The organism is Companilactobacillus jidongensis, from assembly GCF_003946575.1.
In the GTDB taxonomy this organism is placed as follows: Bacteria; Bacillota; Bacilli; order Lactobacillales; family Lactobacillaceae; genus Companilactobacillus; species Companilactobacillus jidongensis.
Genome location: NZ_RHOP01000027.1, coordinates 1 through 24920, shown reverse-complemented (window position 1 = coordinate 24920; position 24920 = coordinate 1). Strand labels below are relative to the sequence as shown.

General features: G+C 33.5%; 25 protein-coding genes. 8 read left to right on the top strand and 17 right to left on the bottom strand.

The features are described 5' to 3' along the window. Window positions 1-6 precede the first annotated feature (6 nt). Window positions 7-2001 (bottom strand): polyphosphate kinase 1, encoded by a 1995-nt coding sequence (ppk1, locus tag EKM68_RS12755; RefSeq protein WP_125591194.1) that lies wholly within the window; start codon window positions 1999-2001, stop codon window positions 7-9. After that, on the bottom strand, window positions 1991-3367 hold the full coding sequence (locus EKM68_RS12750) for a DUF2252 domain-containing protein (protein ID WP_125591193.1): 1377 nt from the start codon (window positions 3365-3367) through the stop codon (window positions 1991-1993). The genes ppk1 and EKM68_RS12750 overlap by 11 nt, the downstream gene beginning before the upstream one ends. A gap of 252 nt (window positions 3368-3619) precedes the next feature. On the opposite strand from EKM68_RS12750, the gene EKM68_RS12745 reads away from it, so the two are divergent. Both EKM68_RS12745 and EKM68_RS12740 read left to right on the top strand, forming a co-directional pair. After that, window positions 3620-4051, top strand: a complete 432-nt coding sequence (locus tag EKM68_RS12745; protein WP_125591192.1) for a pyridoxamine 5'-phosphate oxidase — start codon at window positions 3620-3622, stop codon at window positions 4049-4051. A 23-nt stretch (window positions 4052-4074) separates the two neighbouring features. Next, window positions 4075-5400 carry a replication-associated recombination protein A gene (locus EKM68_RS12740; RefSeq protein ID WP_125591191.1) on the top strand — a complete coding sequence of 442 codons (1326 nt, stop codon included), beginning with the start codon at window positions 4075-4077 and terminating at the stop codon, window positions 5398-5400. A gap of 38 nt (window positions 5401-5438) precedes the next feature. Here EKM68_RS12740 and EKM68_RS12735 read toward each other — a convergent pair whose 3' ends face one another. After that, window positions 5439-6218, bottom strand: a complete 780-nt coding sequence (locus EKM68_RS12735) for a M50 family metallopeptidase (protein ID WP_125591190.1) — start codon at window positions 6216-6218, stop codon at window positions 5439-5441. Between the two features lie 45 nt (window positions 6219-6263). Further along, window positions 6264-7097, bottom strand: coding sequence for an alpha/beta hydrolase (locus EKM68_RS12730; RefSeq protein WP_125591189.1), 834 nt, complete (start codon window positions 7095-7097; stop codon window positions 6264-6266). Between the two features lie 114 nt (window positions 7098-7211). Here EKM68_RS12730 and EKM68_RS12725 point away from each other — a divergent pair, with 114 nt between their 5' ends. Beyond that, window positions 7212-8000 carry a polysaccharide deacetylase family protein gene (locus EKM68_RS12725; protein ID WP_125591188.1) on the top strand — a complete coding sequence of 263 codons (789 nt, stop codon included), beginning with the start codon at window positions 7212-7214 and terminating at the stop codon, window positions 7998-8000. 292 nt (window positions 8001-8292) lie between these two features. Here EKM68_RS12725 and EKM68_RS12720 read toward each other — a convergent pair whose 3' ends face one another. Beyond that, complete coding sequence (locus tag EKM68_RS12720; RefSeq protein WP_125591187.1) at window positions 8293-8664, bottom strand: iron chaperone; 372 nt, start codon at window positions 8662-8664, stop codon at window positions 8293-8295. A gap of 45 nt (window positions 8665-8709) precedes the next feature. Continuing rightward, window positions 8710-9876 carry an iron-containing alcohol dehydrogenase gene (locus EKM68_RS12715; protein ID WP_125591186.1) on the bottom strand — a complete coding sequence of 389 codons (1167 nt, stop codon included), beginning with the start codon at window positions 9874-9876 and terminating at the stop codon, window positions 8710-8712. Between the two features lie 223 nt (window positions 9877-10099). Between EKM68_RS12715 and EKM68_RS12710 the strand changes: the two genes are divergently transcribed. Then, window positions 10100-11287 carry a CPBP family intramembrane glutamic endopeptidase gene (locus EKM68_RS12710; protein ID WP_125591185.1) on the top strand — a complete coding sequence of 396 codons (1188 nt, stop codon included), beginning with the start codon at window positions 10100-10102 and terminating at the stop codon, window positions 11285-11287. A 34-nt stretch (window positions 11288-11321) separates the two neighbouring features. Here EKM68_RS12710 and EKM68_RS12705 read toward each other — a convergent pair whose 3' ends face one another. Further along, a complete protein-coding gene (locus EKM68_RS12705) occupies window positions 11322-13061 on the bottom strand; it encodes a hypothetical protein (RefSeq protein WP_164509453.1) in 1740 nt (579 codons plus the stop codon). A gap of 162 nt (window positions 13062-13223) precedes the next feature. After that, a complete protein-coding gene (locus EKM68_RS12700; RefSeq protein ID WP_125591183.1) occupies window positions 13224-13592 on the bottom strand; it encodes a nuclear transport factor 2 family protein in 369 nt (122 codons plus the stop codon). A gap of 168 nt (window positions 13593-13760) precedes the next feature. On the opposite strand from EKM68_RS12700, the gene nfsA reads away from it, so the two are divergent. Further along, the gene (gene nfsA, locus EKM68_RS12695; protein WP_318530731.1) at window positions 13761-14501 is read left to right on the top strand and encodes an oxygen-insensitive NADPH nitroreductase; all 741 of its coding nucleotides are present in this window, start codon (window positions 13761-13763) and stop codon (window positions 14499-14501) included. Between the two features lie 93 nt (window positions 14502-14594). Here the strand turns inward: nfsA and EKM68_RS12690 are convergent, their stop codons facing one another. The 4 genes from EKM68_RS12690 to EKM68_RS12675 all read right to left on the bottom strand — a co-directional run bounded on the left by EKM68_RS12690 (window position 14595) and on the right by EKM68_RS12675 (window position 17481). Continuing rightward, window positions 14595-14774 (bottom strand): hypothetical protein, encoded by a 180-nt coding sequence (locus tag EKM68_RS12690; RefSeq protein ID WP_125591182.1) that lies wholly within the window; start codon window positions 14772-14774, stop codon window positions 14595-14597. Window positions 14775-15010: 236 nt separating this feature from the next. Continuing rightward, window positions 15011-15580 carry an LOG family protein gene (locus EKM68_RS12685; RefSeq protein WP_125591181.1) on the bottom strand — a complete coding sequence of 190 codons (570 nt, stop codon included), beginning with the start codon at window positions 15578-15580 and terminating at the stop codon, window positions 15011-15013. Window positions 15581-15696: 116 nt separating this feature from the next. Further along, entirely contained in the window at window positions 15697-17070 is a 1374-nt protein-coding gene (locus EKM68_RS12680; RefSeq protein WP_125591180.1) for an MFS transporter, read from the bottom strand. 129 nt (window positions 17071-17199) lie between these two features. Continuing rightward, window positions 17200-17481: an ArsR/SmtB family transcription factor gene (locus tag EKM68_RS12675; RefSeq protein ID WP_125591179.1), complete on the bottom strand. Its 282-nt coding sequence runs from the start codon at window positions 17479-17481 to the stop codon at window positions 17200-17202. Window positions 17482-18075: 594 nt separating this feature from the next. Here EKM68_RS12675 and EKM68_RS12665 point away from each other — a divergent pair. Then, window positions 18076-18843, top strand: coding sequence for an ABC transporter permease (locus EKM68_RS12665; RefSeq protein ID WP_125591200.1), 768 nt, complete (start codon window positions 18076-18078; stop codon window positions 18841-18843). A 12-nt stretch (window positions 18844-18855) separates the two neighbouring features. Here the strand turns inward: EKM68_RS12665 and EKM68_RS12660 are convergent, their stop codons facing one another. The 5 genes from EKM68_RS12660 to EKM68_RS13600 all read right to left on the bottom strand — a co-directional run bounded on the left by EKM68_RS12660 (window position 18856) and on the right by EKM68_RS13600 (window position 22824). Further along, window positions 18856-19743 carry a lysophospholipid acyltransferase family protein gene (locus EKM68_RS12660; protein WP_125591177.1) on the bottom strand — a complete coding sequence of 296 codons (888 nt, stop codon included), beginning with the start codon at window positions 19741-19743 and terminating at the stop codon, window positions 18856-18858. Beyond that, a complete protein-coding gene (locus EKM68_RS12655; protein ID WP_125591176.1) occupies window positions 19734-20678 on the bottom strand; it encodes a glycosyltransferase family 8 protein in 945 nt (314 codons plus the stop codon). Before EKM68_RS12655 ends, EKM68_RS12660 begins: the two co-directional genes overlap by 10 nt. Beyond that, a complete protein-coding gene (locus EKM68_RS12650) occupies window positions 20671-21501 on the bottom strand; it encodes a glycosyltransferase (protein WP_125591175.1) in 831 nt (276 codons plus the stop codon). Before EKM68_RS12650 ends, EKM68_RS12655 begins: the two co-directional genes overlap by 8 nt. Next, the gene (locus EKM68_RS12645; RefSeq protein WP_125591174.1) at window positions 21498-22253 is read right to left on the bottom strand and encodes a hypothetical protein; all 756 of its coding nucleotides are present in this window, start codon (window positions 22251-22253) and stop codon (window positions 21498-21500) included. The genes EKM68_RS12650 and EKM68_RS12645 overlap by 4 nt, the downstream gene beginning before the upstream one ends. Before the next feature lie 403 nt (window positions 22254-22656). Further along, window positions 22657-22824, bottom strand: coding sequence for a hypothetical protein (locus EKM68_RS13600; protein ID WP_164509452.1), 168 nt, complete (start codon window positions 22822-22824; stop codon window positions 22657-22659). 13 nt (window positions 22825-22837) lie between these two features. Here EKM68_RS13600 and EKM68_RS12640 point away from each other — a divergent pair, with 13 nt between their 5' ends. Together EKM68_RS12640 and EKM68_RS12635 are read left to right on the top strand one after the other, a co-directional pair. After that, window positions 22838-23434: a hypothetical protein gene (locus EKM68_RS12640; protein ID WP_164509451.1), complete on the top strand. Its 597-nt coding sequence runs from the start codon at window positions 22838-22840 to the stop codon at window positions 23432-23434. Between the two features lie 165 nt (window positions 23435-23599). Beyond that, window positions 23600-24781 (top strand): MFS transporter, encoded by a 1182-nt coding sequence (locus tag EKM68_RS12635; protein ID WP_125591172.1) that lies wholly within the window; start codon window positions 23600-23602, stop codon window positions 24779-24781. The last annotated feature ends 139 nt before the right edge of the window (window positions 24782-24920 follow it).

Sequence of the window (24920 nt, the reverse complement as noted above, 5' to 3'; positions counted from 1 at the left end):
ATCTCATTAAACATATTTTCTCCATTTTATTCTTCTCAGCCACGTTTGCTGTGCTGAAAAATTAGGAAATGATTTTTTACTCTTGAAATATTCGCCGTCTCTAGTTAAATAATAAGAATTGGCTGAATCTCTTGTGTACATTTTGATAATTTTACTAATCTGTTTTTTAGGTTTTGATTCAACAATCGGTACAGCAATCTCAACACGACGATCTAAATTTCTCGTCATGAGGTCAGCCGAAGAAATCCAAATTTCGGTACTTCCATTGCCATATGTGAATCCATAGATACGACTGTGTTCAAGTAATTCACCAACAATACTCTTCACCACAATATCCTCTTTTTCACCACACAAACCTAACTTCAATGAACACGGACCTCTGACAATTAATCGGAATGGCAAGCCCAACCTAGCTGCACGATAAATACCATTAATGATATCCACATCGGTCAAACCATTAACTTTCATGAAGACTTCGGCTTTACCGTCACGCAAATAATCTTGCGTGGCTTTTTTAATTTTCGTTAGAATCATCCGTTTCAAATCGTTAGGTGAAGTAACGAGCAGTTCAAATCCTGTGTTTCCATTACCAGCAAGTTCCTCGAAGAACTTAACAGCGTCATTAACATAACGTTGATTATGAGTATAGAAACTAATATCAGAGAATACTTTGGCAGTTATAGCATTATAATTACCAGTTCCAATTTGAACATACCCTTTAGATTTGCCTTGACGTATCAAGCAAATTTTAGCGTGAACTTTATTCAAACGGTCACCATAATATACTTTACAACCAGCTTGCTTCAACTCTTCAGCAACATCCAAATTATGGGCTTCATCGAACCTAGCACGCAATTCTACAACGGTTTTGACTTCAATTCCTTTAGCAGCAGCTTCTTTTAATAATTTAACAACCTGAGAATTTTTCTCAGTACGGTAAATTGTCATTTGAATAGCTGTTGTTTTAGGATCATTAACCGCTGTGTTTAAGAAGTTCAAAAAAATATTGAATGAATCATATGGGTATTGAACTAATAATGATTGCTTATTCAAATATTCAAAAATATTTTGATTTGGTTTCCAATCCAAACCTTTGAATTTAGGAAACACTAATTTAGATTGATTTTTGTAGCGTTTAAATAATTTGTCCAAAAACTTCAGATCCAATGGACCTGGAATGGCATACACACTCTTTTTGCTCAAGCCAAATAATCCGGCAAAGAAGTTCCTGCCTTTATGCTCTGGACTATAAAATTCAACACGAGTAATCTTTCTAGGACCTCGGTTATTGATATAATCCGTCATTTTATCTAGATACTCACTGTCACCCATCTTTGCATCTAAGAAATCATATTTTTTGTTCTTATCATAGGTAACTCGATATACATAGCTTTGTTCAATATCAAAACCTTTGGTAATACTATCAAGATTGGCATAAATCAAATCACCTAACAAAATAAATTTATTAGGAATCCCTGTCTCAATTATGCGATTGATATCAGTTGGCACAGGAATCGTATAATTTTTATCCTTTCCACACAGCAAAAAATTCAAATTACTCATTGTTTTTTCTTCTGGTGAAAATTCATGGATCTTTAATTTATCAGCAATTTCCTGTTTAAAAAAGTCATTCACGTGATTCTTTTCAGAAAACTCTAGATCATCATATCTCTGTACTTCAAAGATGCCTTTTTCTCTTAATTCTTCCAATACCAAAGCCAATGCCTGATATTGTTTTGAAATATTGCGTGAATTGAATTCGTATATAATACTCAACAATTCCATCCCATTGAAACCAGTACGCTTGTCAACACGGTCTTTACTGATCATCGTCTGCACATTGTGCAGTCTTACTCCAAAGAATTCATCCAAATTATTAGAAGCAATTGATAAAAATCTCAACTTCTCCAATGATGGAACTTTTTTGTTATAAGCTTGATCAATAACTCGATTGTCGAACAGCAACCAGCTCAAATCCCTATTATAATATTTATTTTCCATTAGCTAGTTCCTCTTTAAATGAATCATAGTCGTACATCACTTGTTTCGTGTAACTGTTGACAAAATTCATCAATGAATTATCTAAATCTTTAAATTCCTCACCAAATCCGATAATCAATGGATAATTAGGAGAATGAGAATGCGCTCTAGCTAGTAATATCGTACAAACAGTTACATAATCTTCGAACGATTCATAATCCAATTTATCTAAATTTATAGAAGTTTTCATATCCTTAAATTGACGCATGTAGAAACTGTATTTCTTTGTGTCAAAGGCCCCCAGAAACGGATCTGAAGCACTTTGCAAAATTAACTGACTATCAACGATATTTTGACCTTGACTGAGCTTTTTGTCAGTATACAATTCGTCATTATTATAAATTGGTAAAGCTTGCTTTGCTTGAAGAACTAGATAGTTTTTATCCAAATCTTGCAACAGGATTAGATAACACAGAGTTCCAACACTACCCACACCTACACTATGTCTAGCAACATCGATAATGTCGAAATCTTCTAGAAACAGTCTAACATCACTACGTTGGCGTTTTTTATACTTTTTGTATCCTTCAACCAGAGTATCAAAGTCTTCCTTACTAATATGTTGAGTAACCGGCTTGTTTTCAATAAATCTCCGCTCCCCGAGATCATTGATCTCCGTATATTTTTCGATAACAAGTTTGGAATTACTTTTTTGAGCTTTTTTGATACTTTTAGTAATTAGTTTTTCAAAAGATTGTTGAAAATATTCTTCATTGTCTTTCAATTCACCAAATATTTCCGTTATATTCTGAAGTGTATTCGGTAAAATAAATCGCTTCATTTCAGAGATCTTCGTCATATGTTTCAAAGTATCAAAATACTTATGAACAACTGATAATAAAAATTCTTGGATGTCAGATTCATCGAATCCATGATCCCTAGCTACTAACAACGCACTGACTAAGAACCGCTTCAAGTCGTATTCCCAATAGCTCAAATGAGCTTCATCAAAATCGTTCATATCAAACAATAATTGTCCTTCAGATGATCCGTAAAAACCAAAGTTACCTAAGTGAGCATCCCCACCGATCAGGACTTTGATTCCACTATTAGGATGATTCGACAAATCATAATGCATTACATCTGCGGTTCCTCGAAAATACGCGAATAGTGACTTTGACATGCGTTCACGTTTAACGTTAATTAATTCAGGAACTAACAGTTTATTCTTAATATTTAAAATCTTATGAATGTTTCTTTTTACTGGTTCAAATTTATCAAACTCTTCAGGAACCATCGTCGCAAAATATCGGCCTTTAATAATTAACTGCTCGGTACTTTTGAACGCATCTGTATCCTGGAAGGTATATGGTGTAGGATTTGTCATCGTTTCATCTCCTTAGAAGTAATTATACAATAGCTGGTCCAAATAATTATCAGGAATTGCACGCTTAATTCAAGGATCATACAAAAATTTACTTAAAATTGCCTTTAATTTTTCCATACTATAAATAAATTACGAAATAAATCCCCAAAGTGACGAAATTTATCAATTTTTTTTAAATATTAATCATACGAACATATATTCGATTATGTTATAATTGTAATAGAAGACACATCCATAAGGGAGCAAGATAGCATGAATATTTCTCTATTAAAAGAAGTCACAAAGACAACCAACAAGATGGCGCTAAGCTTGTCAGTTGATAATATGGCAAATGTAAAAATCGTTAATTTTGTTTGGTTCGAAAATCAACCTAATACATTATTCTTTTCGTCTGTTAAAGGTACTGTTGGAACGGCAGAATACGATAAAGCTCAAAGTGTTGCCTTCATCAGTATTCCTAACAGTGATATGATCGGTAATCCCTACATTCGCTCACAAAACGTTTCGATTCAACATTCAAATAAAAATATGAAAGAATTGCTTCCTAAATATCTTGAAACAATTCCTAACTATCAAAAAGTTTGGGATTTAATTGGACCTAAACTTCAAGTATTCGAACTACAACTCGATGATGTCTATGTTGATCCTGGATTAGACCGTGAAAAAATAACTTTGAAATTTTAGTATTTTGAACTAAGGAGAAACCTATGAAGCAGGAATCATTATTTGCATCCGCAAATGAACAGAATACTCCTCTCGCAAATCGTATTAGACCCAATAACCTAGACGAATTTGTCGGACAACAACAACTTATCAGTAAGGGAAAAATCCTTCGTGAGATAATCGACGAAGATAAATTATCATCAATTATTTTATGGGGACCACCTGGTGTTGGTAAAACTACCTTGGCACATATCATTGCCGAAAAAACTAAGTCTAATTTTGTAACCTTCAGTGCAGTTACCAGCGGCATCAAAGAGATTCGCAAAATAATGGAAGAAGCTGAATTGAATCGTGAGATCGGCCAAAGAACGATTGTCTTTATTGACGAGATTCACCGATTTAATAAAGCTCAACAAGATGCTTTTTTACCTTTCGTCGAAAAAGGCAGCATCATTTTGATTGGTGCTACAACTGAAAATCCTTCATTTGAGATTAACTCTGCGTTACTTTCTAGATGTAAGGTTTTTATCCTCAAGTCATTAACTAAAGAAGACATTATTCAATTACTTCATAATTCATTGAATAACAAAAATGCCTTTCCAAAATTGACTATCAATATTGATGATGAATCACTCGAAATTATTGCGGAGTTTGCAAATGGTGACGCCCGTGCAGCATTGAATACTTTGGAAATGGCTGTTTTAAACGGTGAAAAAGAAGATTCAACTGTTACTATCAATACAAAAACTCTTAGTGAGACCATCAATACAAAATCTTTACGCTATGACAAAAAGGGTGAAGAACATTACAATATCATCTCGGCACTCCATAAGTCGATGCGTAATAGTGATGTTGATGCCGCAATTTATTGGTTACACCGCATGATGGACGGTGGTGAAGATCCACTGTATATCGCCAGAAGACTAGTACGTTTTGCTAGTGAAGATATTGGTCTAGCGGATACTAGAGCCTTGTCACTAACTGTAGACGTCTTCCAAGCATGTCAATTCATCGGCATGCCTGAATGCAACGTTCATCTAACTGAAGCCGTTATTTATTTGTCATTAGCTCCAAAATCAAATGCTGTCTATGCGGCTCATGAAAATGTCGAAAAGGACATTAAAGAATTTGGTAACTTGCCGGTACCTCTTCAAATACGAAATGCACCAACTAGTTTAATGAAAGACTTAAATTACGGTAAAAATTATGAATATGCTCATAATTCAAAAGATAAAATAACAACCATGAAAACTAATCCACCTGAGATTGCTGGACATGAGTATTATCAACCGACTGAACAAGGTAACGAAAAAAGATTTAAAGAGAGATTTGAATATATTAAGGAATGGCATCAAAACCACGACAAATAAACAGCTTGATCCATCAGGACCAAGCTGTTTTTGTGTGCTTAAAATATATCAAATATTCCTAAAATCTTAATAAAAATCATCGCCAATATCATGCTAAATATTGCGTGAACCATGAACAAAACTGAAAAACTAGTGAATTGTAATAAGTAATTATCTAGCGTATCCATTTTACCAAGAATAATAAAAACATTTCCAACGACAAATTGCACAATTATCCACGGTAGAATACCTTTGTTGACAGTTTGAAAATCAGCATCACTCAGATCATATCCAGTACTAGCAATCATAATCGTCAAAATAAAATAAATAATAATCATTGACCACGTACCATTTGCAAATGCTGTTTTTAAATTATTCAAAACAAGTTCTGTGATTCCACTAATGGTTATGGTCGAATCTGAACCAATGCTAGTGAAGTTTATTTGCGCATTTAATAAGTATTTCTGTAAAAAATATAAAACTAGCGAGCACATATAATATGGAGCAATTCCAATAAAAAAGTTTCCCAACCGTTGATAAATATTACGCTCATTCCACGAATGACTGACAGAACCTAATTCACCAGAATTCTTGTAATTAAAATTCAATAGTTGTATCTTGGTCACTCGATGTCCAAAAACAAAAGCAAAGATTGCATGACCTAATTCGTGAATCACAACGCCCAATCCGCCAACAACTAATTGACTGTTGTTTCCTAAATTATTGACCAGCATCCCCTTTGTAGCATGACCGACCCAAGATACTATGCGCGCCGTTACGTAGGGGATAACGGTGAACGTTATAATAATTTCTAAAATCCACTTCAAGTAGCTTTCCAAAAAAATTCTCCTTTACGATGTAGATTTTAGTTAATTATATCATTACTAATCCCAGAGAAACTTCCCCATGATACGATCCACTTTGGGATTCTCATGCAGCATACTGTGTTCACCCATATATCCAGTGATTTTTACTTGGCGATAACTCTTGTATCTTCCGCGTAAAATGTATTTAATAGAACGTGCTGACACTGTTGATACCCGACCATCGGTATTCGTTCCATTCTCTAGGTTTCCATAAAAATTCAAAATGGATACTTGTTTGTCAGGATAATTTTTGCGTAGTTTCAAGGCATGTTCATAATCAAAAGTCATATATGCTGGTCTTCCACTTTTAGTGAACCAATTGGAATTAGGTTTATCTTTGATGCCAGCGATTCCATCATAATGGCCAGCAATATCAACTTGTTTATTTAATTGGGGCAAATTCTTATTTTTACCGTAATTTAACATATAGTACAAAAAAGTCATGTTCCCCATCGAATGAGCCACAACGTTAAATTTTGTCACTCCATAATTTTGTTTTAGTTGCACCATTATCTCATGTAGCCAGCCACTAGTTACGTTGAAATTTGTATTCATGTTATCCTTGAACACAAGTTGCACAGTTGGACGGTAAGTATTTTTATCCATTGTTCCATAAAAATGTACGATGCCTCTTCTATCAACGACTACTAGTAATGCTCGAGTCGCATGCGAATGACTTTGAGCATAACTAATCATATCATCAGTTGAATGCGCACCAGCACCGTGGCCATGAATATAAATTGTCGGAATATAATCAATTTTTGCACCCTCAACTTTAGTAGGCTTCGACGTGATGATAAAAATGGCTACAAAACTCAATATGGCAACAATTACTTTAGTTTTATTCTTCATATCATTAGCCCTCACTTGCTTTCTTCAATATTTAAATATTAATATTATTTTTATAAAGTTTCTAAAATTAAGTATCAACATTAATAGACGTCTCGTCTAAAAAAGGATTGAACCATGAAAAAGATTATAGCACTATTCACAGCCCTCCTTCTGGCAACTATTTGCCTTCCTATTCAGACTGTTTCTGCTCAAAGTAACCGGGTGAACGTCCACAAAATAAGTAAGCACTGGAAAAAATGCAGTGATCCAATTAAATTTCCCATTCTGATGTATCACTCAATTGCTGCCACTGGTAATTCGTTAAATGTACCAATCGAACAATTCGAGGAAGAAATCTCCTATTTGAAATCACATCACTATTATTTCCTTACGCCTCATGAAGCATATACCGTTTTAAAAACCAACAAAAAACCACAAAAAAATATAGTTTGGGTAACGCTCGACGATGGCTATAAAAATAACTTCGATGCATTAAAGAATCTCTATAAAAACTATCACGCTAAAGCAACTGTCTTCGACATTATCAATGGACAAAACGCTCAGAGTTTTTTGAGTCATTATCAACTCAAACACCTCAAGAATAGTCATATTGCCATTCAGAATCACACTTTCCATCATGTTGATTTGGATAGGTTGACCAAACAAAAACAATCTGAGGAAATGATAACTGGTAAAGATAATCTGGACACTCTTCTGCATCAAAAAACTATTGCGGTAGCTTATCCTGCAGGACATTATAACCAATTCACTCCACAACTTGCCGAAAAATCTGGTCACAAGTTAGCCGTCACTACCAATGAAGGACTAGCACATAAAGATAATGGATTGCTCAGTCTTAGTCGAGTACGTGTCAATAAAGGTATCAGTATCAAAGAATTTGGACAGATCATTATAAATGGGTAATATCATAAGCATATAACTAGAGTAATAATTCATATCATGGCATAGTATAAGTAGATACAAAGAGGTATTTGTATCTACCCCCCGTACCAACCTATTACTCAACTAGAAAAAGTCCCTATCCCAATACTGGTAGGAACTTTTTCAACTCAGTAGAGGTGATGCCATGCGTGCACCGAGGAGAAGATATCAGTTACCAATGTTTTTCTTACTTATTGCTTTGATTCTCCCTTTTGTAGGATTTGAACACACAACTAAACAAGCTATCAGGAAAAAATCCTGATAGCTTGTTTTATTATTTACGCCAAAATGTATCACAATCTTTTTTATCCTCAATATTGAATTCGATCACATCTTTTAATAAATCATAATTGACGTCTTGATCAAACTTAATTCGAAACATTTTCGTCCCATGGGTATAACCAGCGTCTTCCACTTTAGATGCAAACAAATCCATGCTCTTGCCTTCCGGAGCAACTGAAATATGTTTAGCAGCCACACTGAACCCAATGATAAACGTTCCATGATCCGTAAACATTGGCTGTTTCCAAGCAAAACGTTTTTGTAACTCAGGGAACGTTGTCTGTACCCAGTCAATGATTTCAATCATACGTGCACGATGCGATTTGTCCTCAATATTAGCTAAAAAATCTTCAAATACATCCATAGTGGTTTCTCCAAATACTAAAATTTCCTTTAGTATAGCAGATTTCTAATTGGCATCATATGCCTCTTGATATAATTGAATCAGTTCTTCCTTAGTGGCTTTGCGAGGATTAGAAAATGCATTGCCATCTTTTAATGCATTCTCAGCCATCATTGGGAAGTCCTCTATCTTAGCACCGATTTCTCTAATACTCTTAGGAATTCCAACATCAATGGCCATCTGTTTCATAGCCTTGATTGACAACTCCGCAGCATCACGTGTTGATAATCCATCAGTATTCTCACCCATAATCTCGGCTAATTTAGCAAATCTTTCCGGACAAGCAATCAAATTGAATTTTTCAACATATGGCAATAATAAGGCACAGCATACACCGTGTGGTGCGTCATATTGTCCACCCAATTGATGTGCCATTGCGTGAACATAGCCAAGGTCAGCATTGTTAAACGCCATACCAGCAAGCATTTCTGCCTCAACCATCTTAGTTCTAGCTTCAATATTATGTCCATTAGCAACAACTTCACGAAGGCTTTCTTCAATCAATTGAATAGACTTTTCACATTGACTGTCCGTAATATCGTTTCGATTAATTGATACATAAGGTTCAATTGCTTGAACAAAAGCGTCCATACCAGTAGCAGCAGTCATCCCACGTGGTACATCTAGCATTAGCATAGGATCATTGAAAGATACCAGTGGAATATTTCGCCACGATACAACGACAAACTTCAAATGTGTTTCAGTATTTGTGATCACACAATGACGAGTCAATTCGGAACCCGTTCCAGCAGTTGTATTGACTGCCATTAATGGTGGCAATGGATTATCAAGAGTTTCAATTCCAGCCAATTTAGTAATGTCATCGCCATTTGTCAAAATAATACCGGTACCTTTACCGGTATCGTGTGCTGAGCCACCACCAACGGTAATAATACTATCGCAACCTTTTTCAACATATAACTTTTTGGCTGCTTGAATATTACGTACCTTAGGATTAGGTTCAACTCCGTCATAAACGACAAAATCTATTCCAGCAGTTCTCAATGATTTTGCAGTTTGTTCAAATGGCCCATTTGGAAGTTTTTCCAAAAAAGTATCGGTAATTACTAATGGACGTTTCATATTTAGGATTTTAGCACGATCCCCCATTTTTTCGATAACACCTGGTCCGAAGAAGTTTACACTTGGCATTAAAAAATCAAAATTTCTCATAATCTCATAACCTTTCAATGAATCTTTTGATGTTTTTAATAATATCATTTGTGTAATCGGTTTAAAACACAATGCTTAATAATTGAAAAATAATGACAATAAAATGATAATCTGTGATTAAGAGGCTTTTATAAGCCTAATTATCATGCTTAAACAAATAAAAAATATCAATATTCATTTTTAATTATTTAACTTAAAATCTAGTTAATAGAGGAAGGATATTATGAACGATATATCCATGTTTTACAAACGAGATAGTCACTATCAAACCTTGATTCAATGTATTTTCTATTCACAAATACTAATCAACTTTGTCTTGGCTTGGGCACATTTCTTTACGGCTAAAACCTCACTGATCATGCCAATTGCTCTAACCATTTTGAATTTCGGCGGAGTTATGGTTGAAAGAAAAAAATATGATATTTCTATTATCAATGTTTATTTCCAAGCAATTTTTCAACTGATGAGTAATTATTTAAGTCTTAATTACTTCATCCTGCTAACGCAAGACTTCCTGCCTTGGAATTCATTCGCCGGTATCATGGTAACAATTATTGTCTTTTTATTAATGTACATTCCAACCGTAATTATTATTTGGCCGAATATTTCCGGAAACATTATTAGATTTTTGATGTCATTTTTGTTAATGATAACTATCATCCCTACATTCAGTTTTGTTATTTCTAAAACAATTATCTCTAAAAATACTGTTGCTAATGTCTTATCAAACAGCGGTTTCCTTGATGCCGTGGTGTTTTTTATTTTAGCAATAATAGTCATGCACAACTGGAATTTTGAATTGCCCGGATACAAACTAGCCAAAAAAACTCGGCCATGGATACTTATAGTATTATTTATCATTTGTATCTGGTTTTTACTCCAAAATTCATTCGGTGCCGGCAAAAATTTCTTTACCAGCTTTTATATTTTTGATTTTTCTGGAATGCATTTAACAGCTAAATATATCTTATCCGGATTAGAGGCTGGAATTGCTGAAGAAACCGCCTTTAGATATATTTTTCTTACAATATTGCTGGCGATCTTGGATAGATTCAGATACAAAATATTCTATTCCGCATTAATCAGTAGTCTTCTGTTTGGTTTGATTCATTTGACGAATATTTCGGCCGGACAAGATCTATCTAATACTTTGATTCAGGTTCTTGCAGCGTTCGGTATTGGAATGCTATTCAGTTCCATCTATCTATACACAGGATTATTTATTTGGGCTGTTTTAATGCACTCATTGATTGATATTTTGTCATTCAGCCAACAAGGCATGTTAATGACTGGTAAAGTCGATATCACCTATACCGCCGGAATGATAATGCTAGTCTTGATCTATCTCGTTATTGCTTTATATTTACTTCGTCAAACCTACTTGCGTGAACAAAATACATGGTTCAACTAAAAAAGAATTCAATCCGCTGAGATTGAATTCTTTTTTACATAGGTGTCACATTATCAACACCCTTAACTATTTGATAAACAAAAATATAATTATATTCCGTTGGCATAACGAACACTGGAACTTCATCAGAAAGAGAAATGTACTTACGTCCTCTCTTATTGAGAAATGCCAATAACATCAAGGCCAACGTTATTAACGATATCATCAAACTTAATTTTTGAATAAACGTATTTTCATATTGAATCTTAACCGTACCTGTTCCGTTCAAACTAATATTAGTCAATCCAAATTTAGAAATTTTTGGTTTTGTTGACTTTCCAGTACCATAAACTTCAGCTTGATAACCTTTGTAATAAATCAACGGTAGTTGCACTAGTGCTGTTTTTCCATGAGTATTAAAGTTAAAGGCAATATACTGATCATTAATAGTTGAATTATTCACAGATACATCAGACTTTTTATAGTTAATTAATCTATCCTTGTGTTCCAAAACTTCCGGATAACTAACCTCACTAGGTAAGTACTCGTGACCAGCACCAATATAATAACTATCAACTTGATCAAATTTGCTGTACGTTTCTAATCTGTTGGGTGACTGAACCACCGTTTGATGACCCAATCCCATAGCAACTAACATTATTACCGCTATAAAACTATATGAAAAATACTTATTGTGAAAAATGTTTAAATCATCATTCGCCAATAAGTACGCCACAATCAACGAGATCAGTGAGAAAAATCTCCAAGGAAATTGAATAACAGCTAATATCGAATGACTGAAAACATTCCAAGGAAATAAGTTCGTGCACATGATAAACAGAAATACGCCGATTATCGTTAAATCCAAATTCTTACGATGAAACACATTGTAAACTGTATAAACGACCAATCCCAATAGGATAATAGCTCCTAAGTTCACTGTATTAGCATGGAAAACTTGATTCGTTAAAGAATTATAAGTAAGTTGCTGAATTGGTAAAATTTCATTCATGATATTAATCAATGGATGTGTTGTTAAAGTATATTTTTGTCCTTGCATCTGTTCCAAAATCGGTAAATATACACCCGCACTGACACCAATCGTTATTCCAGCAGCTTTGATAATTGCCACTATTTTTTTCTTGTTAAAAAATTTCTTTGCGTTCAATAAAACATACATAACTGAGAAGAAAATTATCATGAACATCGATATAGTATGTGAACAGGCTACTCCAATCATTGCAAAAGCCAAGACATACCATTGTTTAACACGTCCATTTTTTATATTAACTAGCTCTGACAAAACTAATGGGAAAAACATCATGCCCATTAATTCACCAAGATCTTGACGGCTAAACAACGTCTCCAATCTATATGCACTGAAAGTGTATATAAACGTAAACAACAATGACTTGTTTGTTGAAAATGTTAATCTTTTACCGGCAATATAACCAACCCACAATGTAACAAAATTGATCATTACTAGTGTGAACATATAAGAACCAGTGGCGGAAATTCCCATAATACGGAGAATCGCCGCAGGATATAAGAATATATCCGGGTAAAACAAACTCGACGCATAACCATAGCCACCAATAAAGTGTCCGTCTACTTTTGGCCAGAAGTTTAAATGTTTGATTGAATTTGCTAATGTCTCAATTCGATCAATATGGTAATGAAAATCTCCTGTCGCAAAAATATAACCAAAGTGCCAATCTACAAACCCTATCAAAATAATACTTAACAATAAAAAAAGTACAGGTAAGAGAAAGTTTCTTTTCATTAGTTTTTTCATAATTATTCCACAGCTTGATTTTTATTCATTTTCAATGAATTATAGCTACACCTTCACAATAAATCCAGATATTTAAATATGATTTATTTTATAAAAAGGTTCCCAATTCATTGCTATATAGCCATTCAATAGTTATTTCATTTTACAATTCGTCTTGTTTCACTAATCAATAATAACTTTCAAATCAATAATCTTACCCGAATTATCAAACTGGTAATAGTCAAATCCATGTAGTGAAAATAATGTATCATCACTCTTCAATCCAGCGACGACCCACTCCGTCATATAATTTTCATCTACATTTCTAATTTCAAAAATATGTTTCAATTGTTTGTTACGACCAAAAAATAATTTAAAGAAATCAGAAACTTTCTTTTTACCTTTCGCAGTCTCATTAATACCAGATTTGATAGTGGCATCATCACTAAATAACTCAATAATCTCGTTTAACGAATCTACATCACAAGACGCGAAGTCGGACAACTTAAAATATTTTTGAATCGTGTTCACATTCATGTCGGTATCAACCATTAGATTTTTTCTCCTATATACAATTATTTAAGTAATTGTACATCTTTAGCGATTGATTAATGGCAGATGATACAACTTGTAAATAAAATGCCGATTGTAGAGTTCGATTCAATTATTAACATTCGTGCTATCCTAATAGATAAGTCAAATATACTAAAAAGAGGTTTTATGATGAATTCCACTATCGAAAATATGCTTCAACATGTCTCTGTTCGAAGCTTTACTAACCAACCAGTTACATCCCAACAAAAAAACAATTTGGTTGCTGCCGCCCAACATGGTTCAACGACCGAATTTGTTCAGGCCTTCTCAATCATTGAAATCACTGATTCAACTTTACGTAATAAATTATCAGATATCACGGTTAGTTCAACACACGTAAGGAAAGCCGACACCTTTTACGTATTCGTTGCTGACTTACATCGCCAAGCTAATATTTTACGAAAAAACAATCAAAGCTTAGACAGTATTAAAAATATGGAAGCACTTCTACTTACAACAATCGATACAACGATTGCTGCACAAAATATGGCTATAGCCGCTGAATCAATGGGCTTAGGGATTTGCTATATCGGTAGTTTGCGTAATAATATTTCACAAGTTGCTGAACTACTTCAACTACCAGATTTTACAATTCCATTGTTCGGCATGACCATTGGCGTTCCAAGCTCCAAAAATCAATTAAAACCTCGTATGGCACCATCTAATCAGGTGGCGATTAACTCATATAATGAGGCTCAATTCAACGATTTATCATCATATGATAAAATTGTGAAAAACTATTATGTTAACCGTGAAACTAATCCGGCCAACACATCTTGGACCGATAAGAATTTAGCAATTTTTAAAGAAGTACACCGTGCTGATATTGCCGATTTTTTAAGAAAACAGGGATTTTCTTTGAATTAAATTATGAGCTGCAGTTCATTTTGACAATGGATTACAGTTTTTTGTTACACAAAAATAGCCTGCTCTCTTCTAATTCAGAGAGACAGACCATATTTACAATATATCTGTTTCATAATTGCCACCATAGACTACTGGTTGCATATTTGAATTGTGATTAGATCTCTCAATAACTGAATTCGGAACACCGATATTATCATTAACGCTCGAATCATAACCTTCAATCATGTTTTGAGTGATTATTTTTTTATTGTATTTTTGTAGTTTGATACTCATGATCAATCATCTGTTTTTAAACAGTCTTTTACCAATTATCGAAAACAATATTTTAAATGGTCTAAATATCCATTCTTTTATTGAATCAGCGAAGCCTAATAAAGCTAATATTGCTATGAATATTTTCTCCATGTGATTCTCCTGTTGTTCTCTTTTGATAATCTTTAATTTACTCTAATCAAGTAGATAAACCAATTTTTGTGAACCAAAGCATAAAACTACCCATTACAAATGAATTACTTAGAATATTTACGAATCATCGGTGGTATATAACTATCCATGAATTGATAAATATCATCCAACGAATCGGAAAAGAACAATTTTTCTCTGTCGGCTTTCGTCAAGAATCCTTTAGCAGTCATACTGTCGAACATCAACTTCAGCGGATCAAAATACCCATCGACATTGTACAGAACACATGGATTATCATTGTCACCTAACCGTGCCCAAGAAAATGACTCAATAATTTCTTCCAAAGTACCAGGGCCACCAGGTAGTGCAATACATCCATCAGATAGCTCTAGCATTTGTTGCTTACGGATAGACATATTCTGTACTACCTTCAAGTCAGTCAATCCTTCAAATGCTGCTCCACGGTCAACTAATTCTTGCGGCATAATTCCATATACTTTGCCATTTTTAGAGAGAACTTCTTGTGCTATAGTCTCCATCAATCCAACTCCACCACCGCCGTATACCAAATCAAGATTATTTTCTACCAGCCAATCAGCTAATTTGACAGCTGACCTTTTGTAAATATCATCATTTCCAGTCGATGCTCCACAATACACTGCAATCCGTTTCATTATTATCTCCTTATTCGTTTAAAAATAGCTTTAGCATATTTGTATTGCTTAAAATTACGAGCTTTTTTGTATTAAATATTAATCATTTTATTTAACTATTCATTTCATATCAAAAATCACATTATCGAATTATTTCTTTTGAATTGAAGGGAAAATATAACACCCAAGATAGAAATCATCCCTGCTCCAAATATTGCGGCACGAAAGCCGTTCGTGAACAGTTCAGCATTCGAAACTCCACCAAACTTGTAAAAGATGATAACTGAAATGGTTGTTCCAACTGCACCGCCAAACAATCGAAAAACATTATAAATTCCAGATGCCTTGCCAATAGCTGATTTATCAACTGATTCTAAAACAGCTTTTTGTAAAGCTGGACCAGCCATGGATAAACCTACCCCTGCTAGTGCAAGTGGAATAACCATATTCAAATATGAACTGTGTTTATTCACAAAAATCATTATCAAGATATACCCAATTCCCTGAAATAATAATCCTAACGTTGCAATTATTTTCTCTCCATATTTATCGACCGCTTTCCCAGCAAATGGTGCAACGATAACCAGAGTTCCAGTCCATGGAAGTATTTCCAGACCCGCCGTCAATGGGTTAGCGCCAGTTACTACTTGTAAAAACTGCGGAAGAAAGAACACTACTCCGTACATTGAGCCATATAACAAGAAAGTGGCAATGTTTCCACCTGTAAAAGTTACTGATTTAAAATAATCAGATGGGATCATCGGGCTTTTTTCAAACTTCTGACGAAATCCAAACCAAATTCCAGATAATATACTGATTATTCCTATCACAGCAGGCAACAATGTTAAGTTTGCAGATGTCATCGCGGACAATGAACAAATGATACCTGCCGATGCAACAATAATGAGAACTGAATCTAACAAATTAACTTTATCGCTGCTACCAGTACTTTCTGGCAACATCCTATTTGAAAGATAAATTGCGACAATTCCAATTGGAACATTGATCCAAAATATCCACTGCCAAGCTAATTTGGCGACGATCAATCCACCTAATGACGGACCAACGATCAATGCCAGGCCACCAATGCCACTCCAAATCCCCAATGCCTTACCTCGTTCTGATGTTGGTATTGAATTGGTCAAAATCGCCATGGACATCGGTGTCATAACTGAAGCACCCATTCCCTCAATGACACGAGCAATCACTAGAATCGTAATATTACCAGATAATGCACATAATATTGAACCTAATGTAAAAATAAAAATTCCAAAATTGTAGATTTTTCGACGCCCAATACGCTCTCCCAATGACACTCCTACCAAAAGTACAGCTGCAATTGTAATATTATATGCGTTCATGGCCCATTGTAGGGTATCAATGGAGATATTCAGATCTGTCCGAATAGCTGTCGAAGCAGTGGTTACAATCATTGAATCCATCATCGACATGAAGAATCCTAATGAAGTTAAAATCAAAACCCAGGTTGAATTGACTTGCTTATTTCTCATTTGTGCTTCCCTCATTCACTGTTTTCTATTCAAAATAGTTCAAAGGTTTTTGAACTATTTAAAACTAACATTATCAAAAAAATATGACAAGTAAAATGACAAACAAAAAGAGAGTGTAAATATACACTCTCAAATATTTTTATAAAAATTAGTAACATATTTATCAAACGTCTTTGAATTAAGACTCACGTATTTTTCTCGAGCTTCTTTTCTAGTAGTGATAATTCCAGCCTCTTGCAACAACTTGAAATGATAAGATCCAGAAGTTTTACTAATATTCAGTGCCTTCCCCACCTCACCACAGGAAACCTCATGGTCAGTATGTTTCAGATATTCAATAATATCCAGTCTCACCGAATCTGCTAATGCTTTAAAAACTGTTATTTGGTCTGTATTTTTTGTATTCATCATAGTATGTATTCTACTAGATTCGTATAGAATACTTCAAGAAAGTAAAACTATTTATTGAACTTCCGGGTTTTGAATAAATAGCTCAAAACTAAAATGGATTCAATGCAAATCTGAAGAACTTGCATTGAATCCATTTTTTATCGCGTCATCTTTTTTTAAGTTTCATAACTAAAATTTTGATTTGATTTTTTTCGTATATAAAGTAAGTAAACAATGACAATTGTTGCTGAATATGCTGGGAACCGTAATATATTCATTTTTTATTATCAGTCTAGAATTACTATTGATTTCATTTGTCAAAGTTAATGCAGCAGTTATAGGAATATGTTTGGCAATTGGCTTTTTTGGAGCAAGTATATCGAATGTATTGTTATCAGTATTTTCTAACTTGAACAGAATTATTGCTTGGAATCCGCTAAACATGATAAATATCATGAATCAATTGTCGCATCCTAACTACTCTCGATTTACAAAACTTACTAATAGCCAATTTATTATTGGTAACATGATTTATACAACTTTATTTTTAGCAATAGGTTATTTTATTTTCAAAAAAAGACGTGTGTAATCTTTGATCAGTGAAAGGAAAAGATGATGAGTTCAAACTTATATCAAGAATTTTATAAACTTTATCATAGGAAAGTCGCTTGGATTGCTCCATTTATGATGATATTTTTCATGATAATTATGGGTATTGCAATGGGTAAATCCAGTGAACGATTATTGGTAATGACTGCTTATAATTCTAGTCAGTGGATCTCGCTTGTTTTGATTATTGTCGGTTCAACTTTTTTTTCGATGGAATTCCAAAACAATGCCATTTTAACCTTACTCTATAAAGCATCTAGTAAATGGCATGTGTGTCTTTCCAAATTTATTGTGATTTTTATTTACGATGTAATTTTACATTTGATTGCAATCATATTTACAATCATTCTGTCACTGACACCATTGAACAATCCCGTTTCTTGGTCAAATATTTATCAATACCAAAAGCCATTGGCTCTGAACATGATAATGAATACCGGTGTTGATATGATTACATCCCTACTTATAATTAGTTTGATTTTTTTGCTATCATGCATTATCAACTCAAATTCGGCCGTTATAACGATTAATATTCTTATTATATTTATGGGACCTTTTGTTACAACTAATTTGGTTTGGAGCAAGTCAAATGCCATGAACATATTAAAGTGGAATCCACTGAATATGACTAATTTGACCCAACAGTATTACAATTATAGTTCCTACCATCCAGTAACACTTCTTAGTAATATGCAATTATTAACTGGAACTATCCTGTATATGTTGTTATTCACAGCCTTTGGATACTTGATTTTCAGAAGAAAAAGATTTTAAACCTTGCTAATATTAAATAGTTTCCAGACTTACCGGTTCAGATGGAATATAACCAGCAATATCATCATAATCAAACTTATAATCCAACTTCTTACCATAAGCTTTCTCATAGGCATCTACTTTTGCCTGATAATCCCTGTGCATCATCTCAATACTGGCAGCGCGGATGTTTTTATTTTTACCAGGGTAAATAGGATCGAGAATATAAAGGATATATTTGGTCTTATAAAATAAGGCATTTTCTTTTTTATGCAACACTTCGATTTTTACAAAACAAGGAATTACTGGCACATGTAGTTTGCAGGCATAATAATATGCTCCGCGCTTGAGAGGACGTGGTTTGCGGTAATTAAACCACATCTCCTGTTCTGGATATATTAGGATATTATTTCCCTTACCGATTTCTTCAGCAAGCATTGGTAAAAAAACGTTATTTTGATAACTGATACTCTTACCAATGGGTAGAATGAAATCATATTTCATTAAAAATCCTAACGCACCCTTCATTTTCAAATTAGTTGCTTGGCTGACAATATTTACTCTCTTAAGTTGAGATTTCAAAATCATCTTGCGAATAGCCAAATTCTCAAGTGGACTGAAATGGTTGCTGGTGATTATGCAGCCTGATTTCATCGTTCGTATATTATTAAGTCCAATGATATCTATATTGTTTCCAAACGAAATCGTCATTAGATTCATGAATGATCTTGCAATAATTTCTTTAAATTTAAACAAAAAAAGTTTTCTATTTTTGGAAAACTTTTCGAGAATATATTTTTCTTCTTCAGATGATAATACCGGATCATTACCTTCAACTTTTTTATTAAACATTCCTAATTTAACGTTTTGTTCAATTCGTTCAACAACGGCTGATCTATTACCTTTCATTATCATAGGCATATTTTCATCCCAGAATCCTCAACAGATTTAAAGGTCAGTGAATTATTGGGGATTTTTTTTATCTTCTCAATCAAAGATTTTTTATGTAAAGCATCCATGTTCTTATCTTTATCAGAATAGCTATCTTTAATGCTCTCAATCTCATCATAATAATCAGTTCTTATGGCATATTCCCAGAATAAATCTCCGAAACTGACGTCATCATAATTCCAAGGCTTACCAAATAAATTGTAATGAACAATCTTAGGTTGAACATAATTATCAAGTATAAATTCCGTCTGAACATTCCACATATAATCTATTATTTGAAGACAATCTTTACAAATAACATTAATGTAATCTTGATCAGGTGCAATCAGTTCGAAATGATATTTGTTTAGCACGTCTACAAAGTGCCGTCCAAATACTAGTTCTCTCATAAGTTTCAAATTCATTAATAGAACACCTGAATTAATATATTTATCTTGCAAAACACTAATGGCATCACTCGCATACTTTCTGGCATCTTGATCATTACAAATAAAACTGTCTGGAACTGCTCCAAGTAGATTATTATTTAAATCAGTGTTAAACAAATCAGTGATATCTGAATCAATAATCGTATCTGCATCAATATAAATGGCCTTATCAATATCTGGGAAAAAATCAGCAATAAATATTCGATAATAAATTGTCATAGTAGAATAATCCGCTCTTAAAATGTTTTTGTCATTATCAAATAATTTACTGAATCCTTCTGCTAATTCATAGAACTTAATATTTAAATTGTTATTTTGAATCTTGTTTAATTTCTGTATATTCTCTTTAGATAAAGTCTCGAATAATATTGTTACCTGTACTTTTGAACTGGTGTTTTCTTTTAACGATTCCAATGACGTTGCCGCATAAGGTGCATATTTGTCATCAATACAATAAAAAATAGATAGTCTATTCATTTTGAAATCTCCTAACCTGTAACTGATAGTTATCAATTACATCTTCAAATTGTGCATTATTTAGTTCCTTGTAATCTTTTTGTGTTTCCCACGGTTTGATAGAAATAATCCTGATATATGGGAAGAATTTGAATTTAGTAGTGAAATGTCTAAATACTGTGTTATCCGTTAATTTATTTTGTTCGTTGTATTTTTTCTTAGTTATCTTCTTTGATACACTCAATTTATTAATTGCTGATTGATCAGGCATAAACATAGTCTTGTTTTGACACAACAATCGACATTTTGTAAATAGTCCACTCTTTCTGATAGCTTTCAAATTCAACAATAATACGCCAGAGTTTATATAATCAAAAAACAAATATTCATTATGAAACAACCATTTACCATACCGATCAAGTGCTCCAGCGACTTCATAATCAGAAATATCTTGATTATAAAAATCAGAAAAATCACTACAACAAACTACATCAGTGTCCAAATATAAAATTTTATCTGGTAAAGAATCAACTTCATCCGCATACAAACGCAACATACAATTAGGTGTGAATCGAGTATTTTGATTAGCTTTTGGCGGAACTCTTTCAGTCAATTCCGTAATATCTATCTTCACAACACTACTCTCAACATTCTGTTGCTTAATCAGCATATTCAATAATTTAATCGACTTATCAGAAATCGGAACATATTTTTTTGAACCCGCAAAACTACTTGCGGTTAACACATATATTTTTAATGACTCATTTGCATACTTCATCAATGAAATAATAGATATCAACAATCCATCCTGAATCTTGTTATCTCCACAAAACAATATATTCATTGTTGTAGCCTCCTATATTTGACATATTCATAGGTGCTAAAACTTGCTCGCCTTTTCATACAAGATTCGATTGTGGTCTGATAAAACCTTTGTTTTTCTTTTCGATTCATACATTCAGGAGCTAAAAATGGCCCATCAATAAAAATGGTGATCTTGGGTTTTTTACTATATTTTCTCTTTTGATAAGTGGTTGTAAAACAATAAACTGATGTGTTATTTGCTGCTGGATAATGAAATGCAGCGAAGTTTAACGGTCGAATCGTTGTACAGTATGGCCAAACATGTTGTTCTGGATAAATAAAGATTGTCTGATTATCATTGATTCGTTTATTTAACTCTACTTTGAATTTTTTCATCTGTGATATTTTTGATGGTATGATCAAACCGCCCGCAGATGGTATCATTGTACCGATAATTGGAATTCCCAAATTAGACGGTGATACCAATATCGTTAATTTATGATTCTTTGCATAATTAAATGGTAAAAAAACATCGCCAAAAGTTTGTGTGTGATTACTATAAACAAAACATCCGTTTGAATCGTTCAGATTCATAGTTGTTTCGTCCCGATATACGACATGTTTCTGATACCGATATACATAACCTATGATTTTGGCAATATCAACTGTAAGCCGTGAAAAAATTGTAGTTGTCTTTGAATTCCATTCAAAATTATCAGGTAGATCAAAATTTTGATTCTTGGAAAACACAACATCTTCGTTCTCAGTATTATAAAAAAATGTTCTTTTCATATTTATCATTCCAATCAATCTTGATAAATTGTTTCTTCAATCAAGTCGGTAATTAAAAAGTTAGAACGTGTGCTACGTTGACATTGAAAGAATATCATTTAAACTTAATGACTTGCAAATATCTATTTAAGTGTGTTTCTGTATCAAAAAATATTATTTATAAATACATTGATATGAAAGCATTCGATCAATTTATTACAAAATGTATGTTTACACCAAAAAGCAGACTTTTAGAAAAGTCTGCTTATTTAATTATTCAAATTTTGAATTGTACCCAAAATCTCTTTGATAATTATCTTACTATCAATTTTACAATCAGTCGCGATCCATCCAATTAAGACATTAATGATTCCACCTGTCGCAAATTGAATTCCAATACCAATCTGTAAATCATTATTCCACTCTATTTAACAAAAATCACAAATGTGTCAGAACTTAAAGCAGCTATGTTGATTACCCCAATGTCTATAGCAATGCTAATCTTTAATCCACTTTCAATAGCACTAATTGGTAAAATTTCAAATAGGATTTTGATTGGAACAGGTATAATAGCATCTGGGATTGGCTTCATTAGTGGACCTGCGTTGACAATAGGAATCTCAGAACTACAAGGAACCGATCTAACCGCTGGTCAAAATGTTCTAAACGTTATGAGAAATGTTGGTATTATTATTGGTATGGCATTGTTCTTATCAATGCTAAGTGGAAATATTACTGATGCAAAAAGTCAAACTTATGATTACGCAGTTGGACAAATTAATAAAATAGATGTAGCCACTAGTTCTAAAACCACTTTTAAAAACAAACTACACGAAAAATTAGTTTCAGGTAATAGTAATAACGTAAACACATCCAACAAAGTTAAGAGCAGCACGATTAATTCCACAAAGAGAAACGAGTTAATTAATGTGGAATACACAAAGATTGTTGCACAAAAGCAAACTGAATTAGGTGTCGCCATGCCTGAGACAGTAACTACAACTATAAAGCAACAAGTTACTAAGGCTATCAATAAAAAAATCAATACATTAAATTCTCAAATAACTCATGCTACCAAAAATATTAAAAATCATTTGCAAAACAAATTAACCAATTCCTTCTTAAATCTTTACACCCTTGAATATCCATTGATTCTAATAAGCTTAATAACTGTATTTATATTCAAAAGAAAGAATTCATGACAAATTAAAAAACACTTCCGAGAAACTAATTCTTGGAAGTGCTTTTTGTGTTGATCAATAATAAACATCAATTTAAGTATGACAACTTTATCTCAATTAAAAATTACAGATTACAAGGTATTCGAGTACAATTATAGATATAACTGTTTTGTGGGGGAAATAAAAATGAACAAATATCGTTGGCAGGCTAGCGCCTTAGTTCTGGTTTCATTTATGATGGGATGTAATGAATTTATGGTTGTTGGGGTCATTTCTGACATTGCAAAATCTTTAAAAGTCACAGTCGCAACCGCAGGTTATCTGGTAACTATTTTTGCCATAGTCTATGCGATCAGTACTCCCATTGTTACTCTTTTTTCAAATAAATTTGACCGTTATAAGGCATTAATGGTTCTCATGGTTATCTTTTTTATCGGTAATACTGCCAGCGGATTTGCCACCAGTTATGGTTCATTCTTAATTTCACGTTTATTAACGGCAATTGTTGCCGGGACGATTGAATCATTGATTACTGTCTTCGCTAATGAATTGGCCCCTCGTAAGAGACGTGCAATCCTAATTTCTTGGATAGCAGCTGGATATAGTATTGCTTCGGTTATTGGTCTACCAATTGGTACAACAATCAGCACGGCTACTAGCTGGCACATGGCCTTCCATATGATTTCAATTTTGAGTTTTTCAACCTGCATTGCATTAGCATTTATTTTGCCACGACATTTGTCCCAACCAACAACAAGCAGTCTTAAAGGTCAATTAGTATTATTGACGGATAAACGAATATATCTTGGATCAATTCTAATTCTTTTTACTGCGGCAGCACTATACGGTTACTACACATATATCCGTCCACTACTAACTACGGCCCTGGGATTCAACACAACTGCTTTAAATTGGCTACTTTTTGCACTCGGAATTATGAGCATCATAGGTAATCGACTCTCTGGATCAGTTGCCGAACGGCACGGTTTAACTACCTTACCTCGTTTCTACATCTCAGACACAATACTCCTACTATGCATGCCGTTAGCACTGAATAATCAATTCACAGGAGTTGGCGTATTACTAATTTTAGCGCTAATTATTTCTGTAGTGAATTCGCCTATTCAAATTCAATTTTTGGACGTGGCTGAGGCTGAATACCCTCAGGCAACATTACTCGCATCATCCCTTAATGCCATTTTCTATAATATCGGTATCTCATTGGGATCAGCTACAGCTGCAGGTGTCTTATCGCATGGCAGTCTATTCCGTTTGGGTTATGGTGCAGCTGTTTTCTCTGTGCTTGCTTTATTGACAGTGATTTTATTGAACCGTGTTATTGCTGAGCACCAACTTAAAAATGAATAGTTAATATACATGTAAACTATTATCATATTTATTCTACTCAAAACAAAAAATCTGTGAATAATGGCTCTTTGTCAAATAGTATTGATGAATAACTTTTAACCATAGGCATCCTCATTGAGGATGCCTATTTTCATGCACA

Coding starts and splice junctions, on each gene's coding strand:
- EKM68_RS12685 (WP_125591181.1), bottom strand. CDS start 15,580: ATGAAACGGATTGCAGTGTATTGTGGAGCATCGACTGGAAATGATGAT.
- EKM68_RS12635 (WP_125591172.1), top strand. CDS start 23,600: ATGAACAAATATCGTTGGCAGGCTAGCGCCTTAGTTCTGGTTTCATTT.
- nfsA (WP_318530731.1), top strand. CDS start 13,761: ATGATGAATTCCACTATCGAAAATATGCTTCAACATGTCTCTGTTCGA.
- EKM68_RS12715 (WP_125591186.1), bottom strand. CDS start 9,876: ATGAGAAATTTTGATTTTTTAATGCCAAGTGTAAACTTCTTCGGACCA.
- EKM68_RS12680 (WP_125591180.1), bottom strand. CDS start 17,070: ATGAGAAATAAGCAAGTCAATTCAACCTGGGTTTTGATTTTAACTTCA.
- EKM68_RS12720 (WP_125591187.1), bottom strand. CDS start 8,664: ATGGATGTATTTGAAGATTTTTTAGCTAATATTGAGGACAAATCGCAT.
- EKM68_RS12655 (WP_125591176.1), bottom strand. CDS start 20,678: ATGAATAGACTATCTATTTTTTATTGTATTGATGACAAATATGCACCT.
- EKM68_RS12660 (WP_125591177.1), bottom strand. CDS start 19,743: ATGCCTATGATAATGAAAGGTAATAGATCAGCCGTTGTTGAACGAATT.
- EKM68_RS12745 (WP_125591192.1), top strand. CDS start 3,620: ATGAATATTTCTCTATTAAAAGAAGTCACAAAGACAACCAACAAGATG.
- EKM68_RS12650 (WP_125591175.1), bottom strand. CDS start 21,501: ATGAATATATTGTTTTGTGGAGATAACAAGATTCAGGATGGATTGTTG.
- EKM68_RS12665 (WP_125591200.1), top strand. CDS start 18,076: ATGAGTTCAAACTTATATCAAGAATTTTATAAACTTTATCATAGGAAA.
- EKM68_RS12725 (WP_125591188.1), top strand. CDS start 7,212: ATGAAAAAGATTATAGCACTATTCACAGCCCTCCTTCTGGCAACTATT.
- EKM68_RS12710 (WP_125591185.1), top strand. CDS start 10,100: ATGAACGATATATCCATGTTTTACAAACGAGATAGTCACTATCAAACC.
- EKM68_RS12690 (WP_125591182.1), bottom strand. CDS start 14,774: ATGAGTATCAAACTACAAAAATACAATAAAAAAATAATCACTCAAAAC.
- EKM68_RS12705 (WP_164509453.1), bottom strand. CDS start 13,061: ATGAAAAAACTAATGAAAAGAAACTTTCTCTTACCTGTACTTTTTTTA.
- EKM68_RS12675 (WP_125591179.1), bottom strand. CDS start 17,481: ATGATGAATACAAAAAATACAGACCAAATAACAGTTTTTAAAGCATTA.
- EKM68_RS12700 (WP_125591183.1), bottom strand. CDS start 13,592: ATGGTTGATACCGACATGAATGTGAACACGATTCAAAAATATTTTAAG.
- EKM68_RS12750 (WP_125591193.1), bottom strand. CDS start 3,367: ATGACAAATCCTACACCATATACCTTCCAGGATACAGATGCGTTCAAA.
- EKM68_RS12645 (WP_125591174.1), bottom strand. CDS start 22,253: ATGAAAAGAACATTTTTTTATAATACTGAGAACGAAGATGTTGTGTTT.
- EKM68_RS12740 (WP_125591191.1), top strand. CDS start 4,075: ATGAAGCAGGAATCATTATTTGCATCCGCAAATGAACAGAATACTCCT.
- ppk1 (WP_125591194.1), bottom strand. CDS start 2,001: ATGGAAAATAAATATTATAATAGGGATTTGAGCTGGTTGCTGTTCGAC.
- EKM68_RS12730 (WP_125591189.1), bottom strand. CDS start 7,097: ATGAAGAATAAAACTAAAGTAATTGTTGCCATATTGAGTTTTGTAGCC.
- EKM68_RS13600 (WP_164509452.1), bottom strand. CDS start 22,824: ATGAAGCCAATCCCAGATGCTATTATACCTGTTCCAATCAAAATCCTA.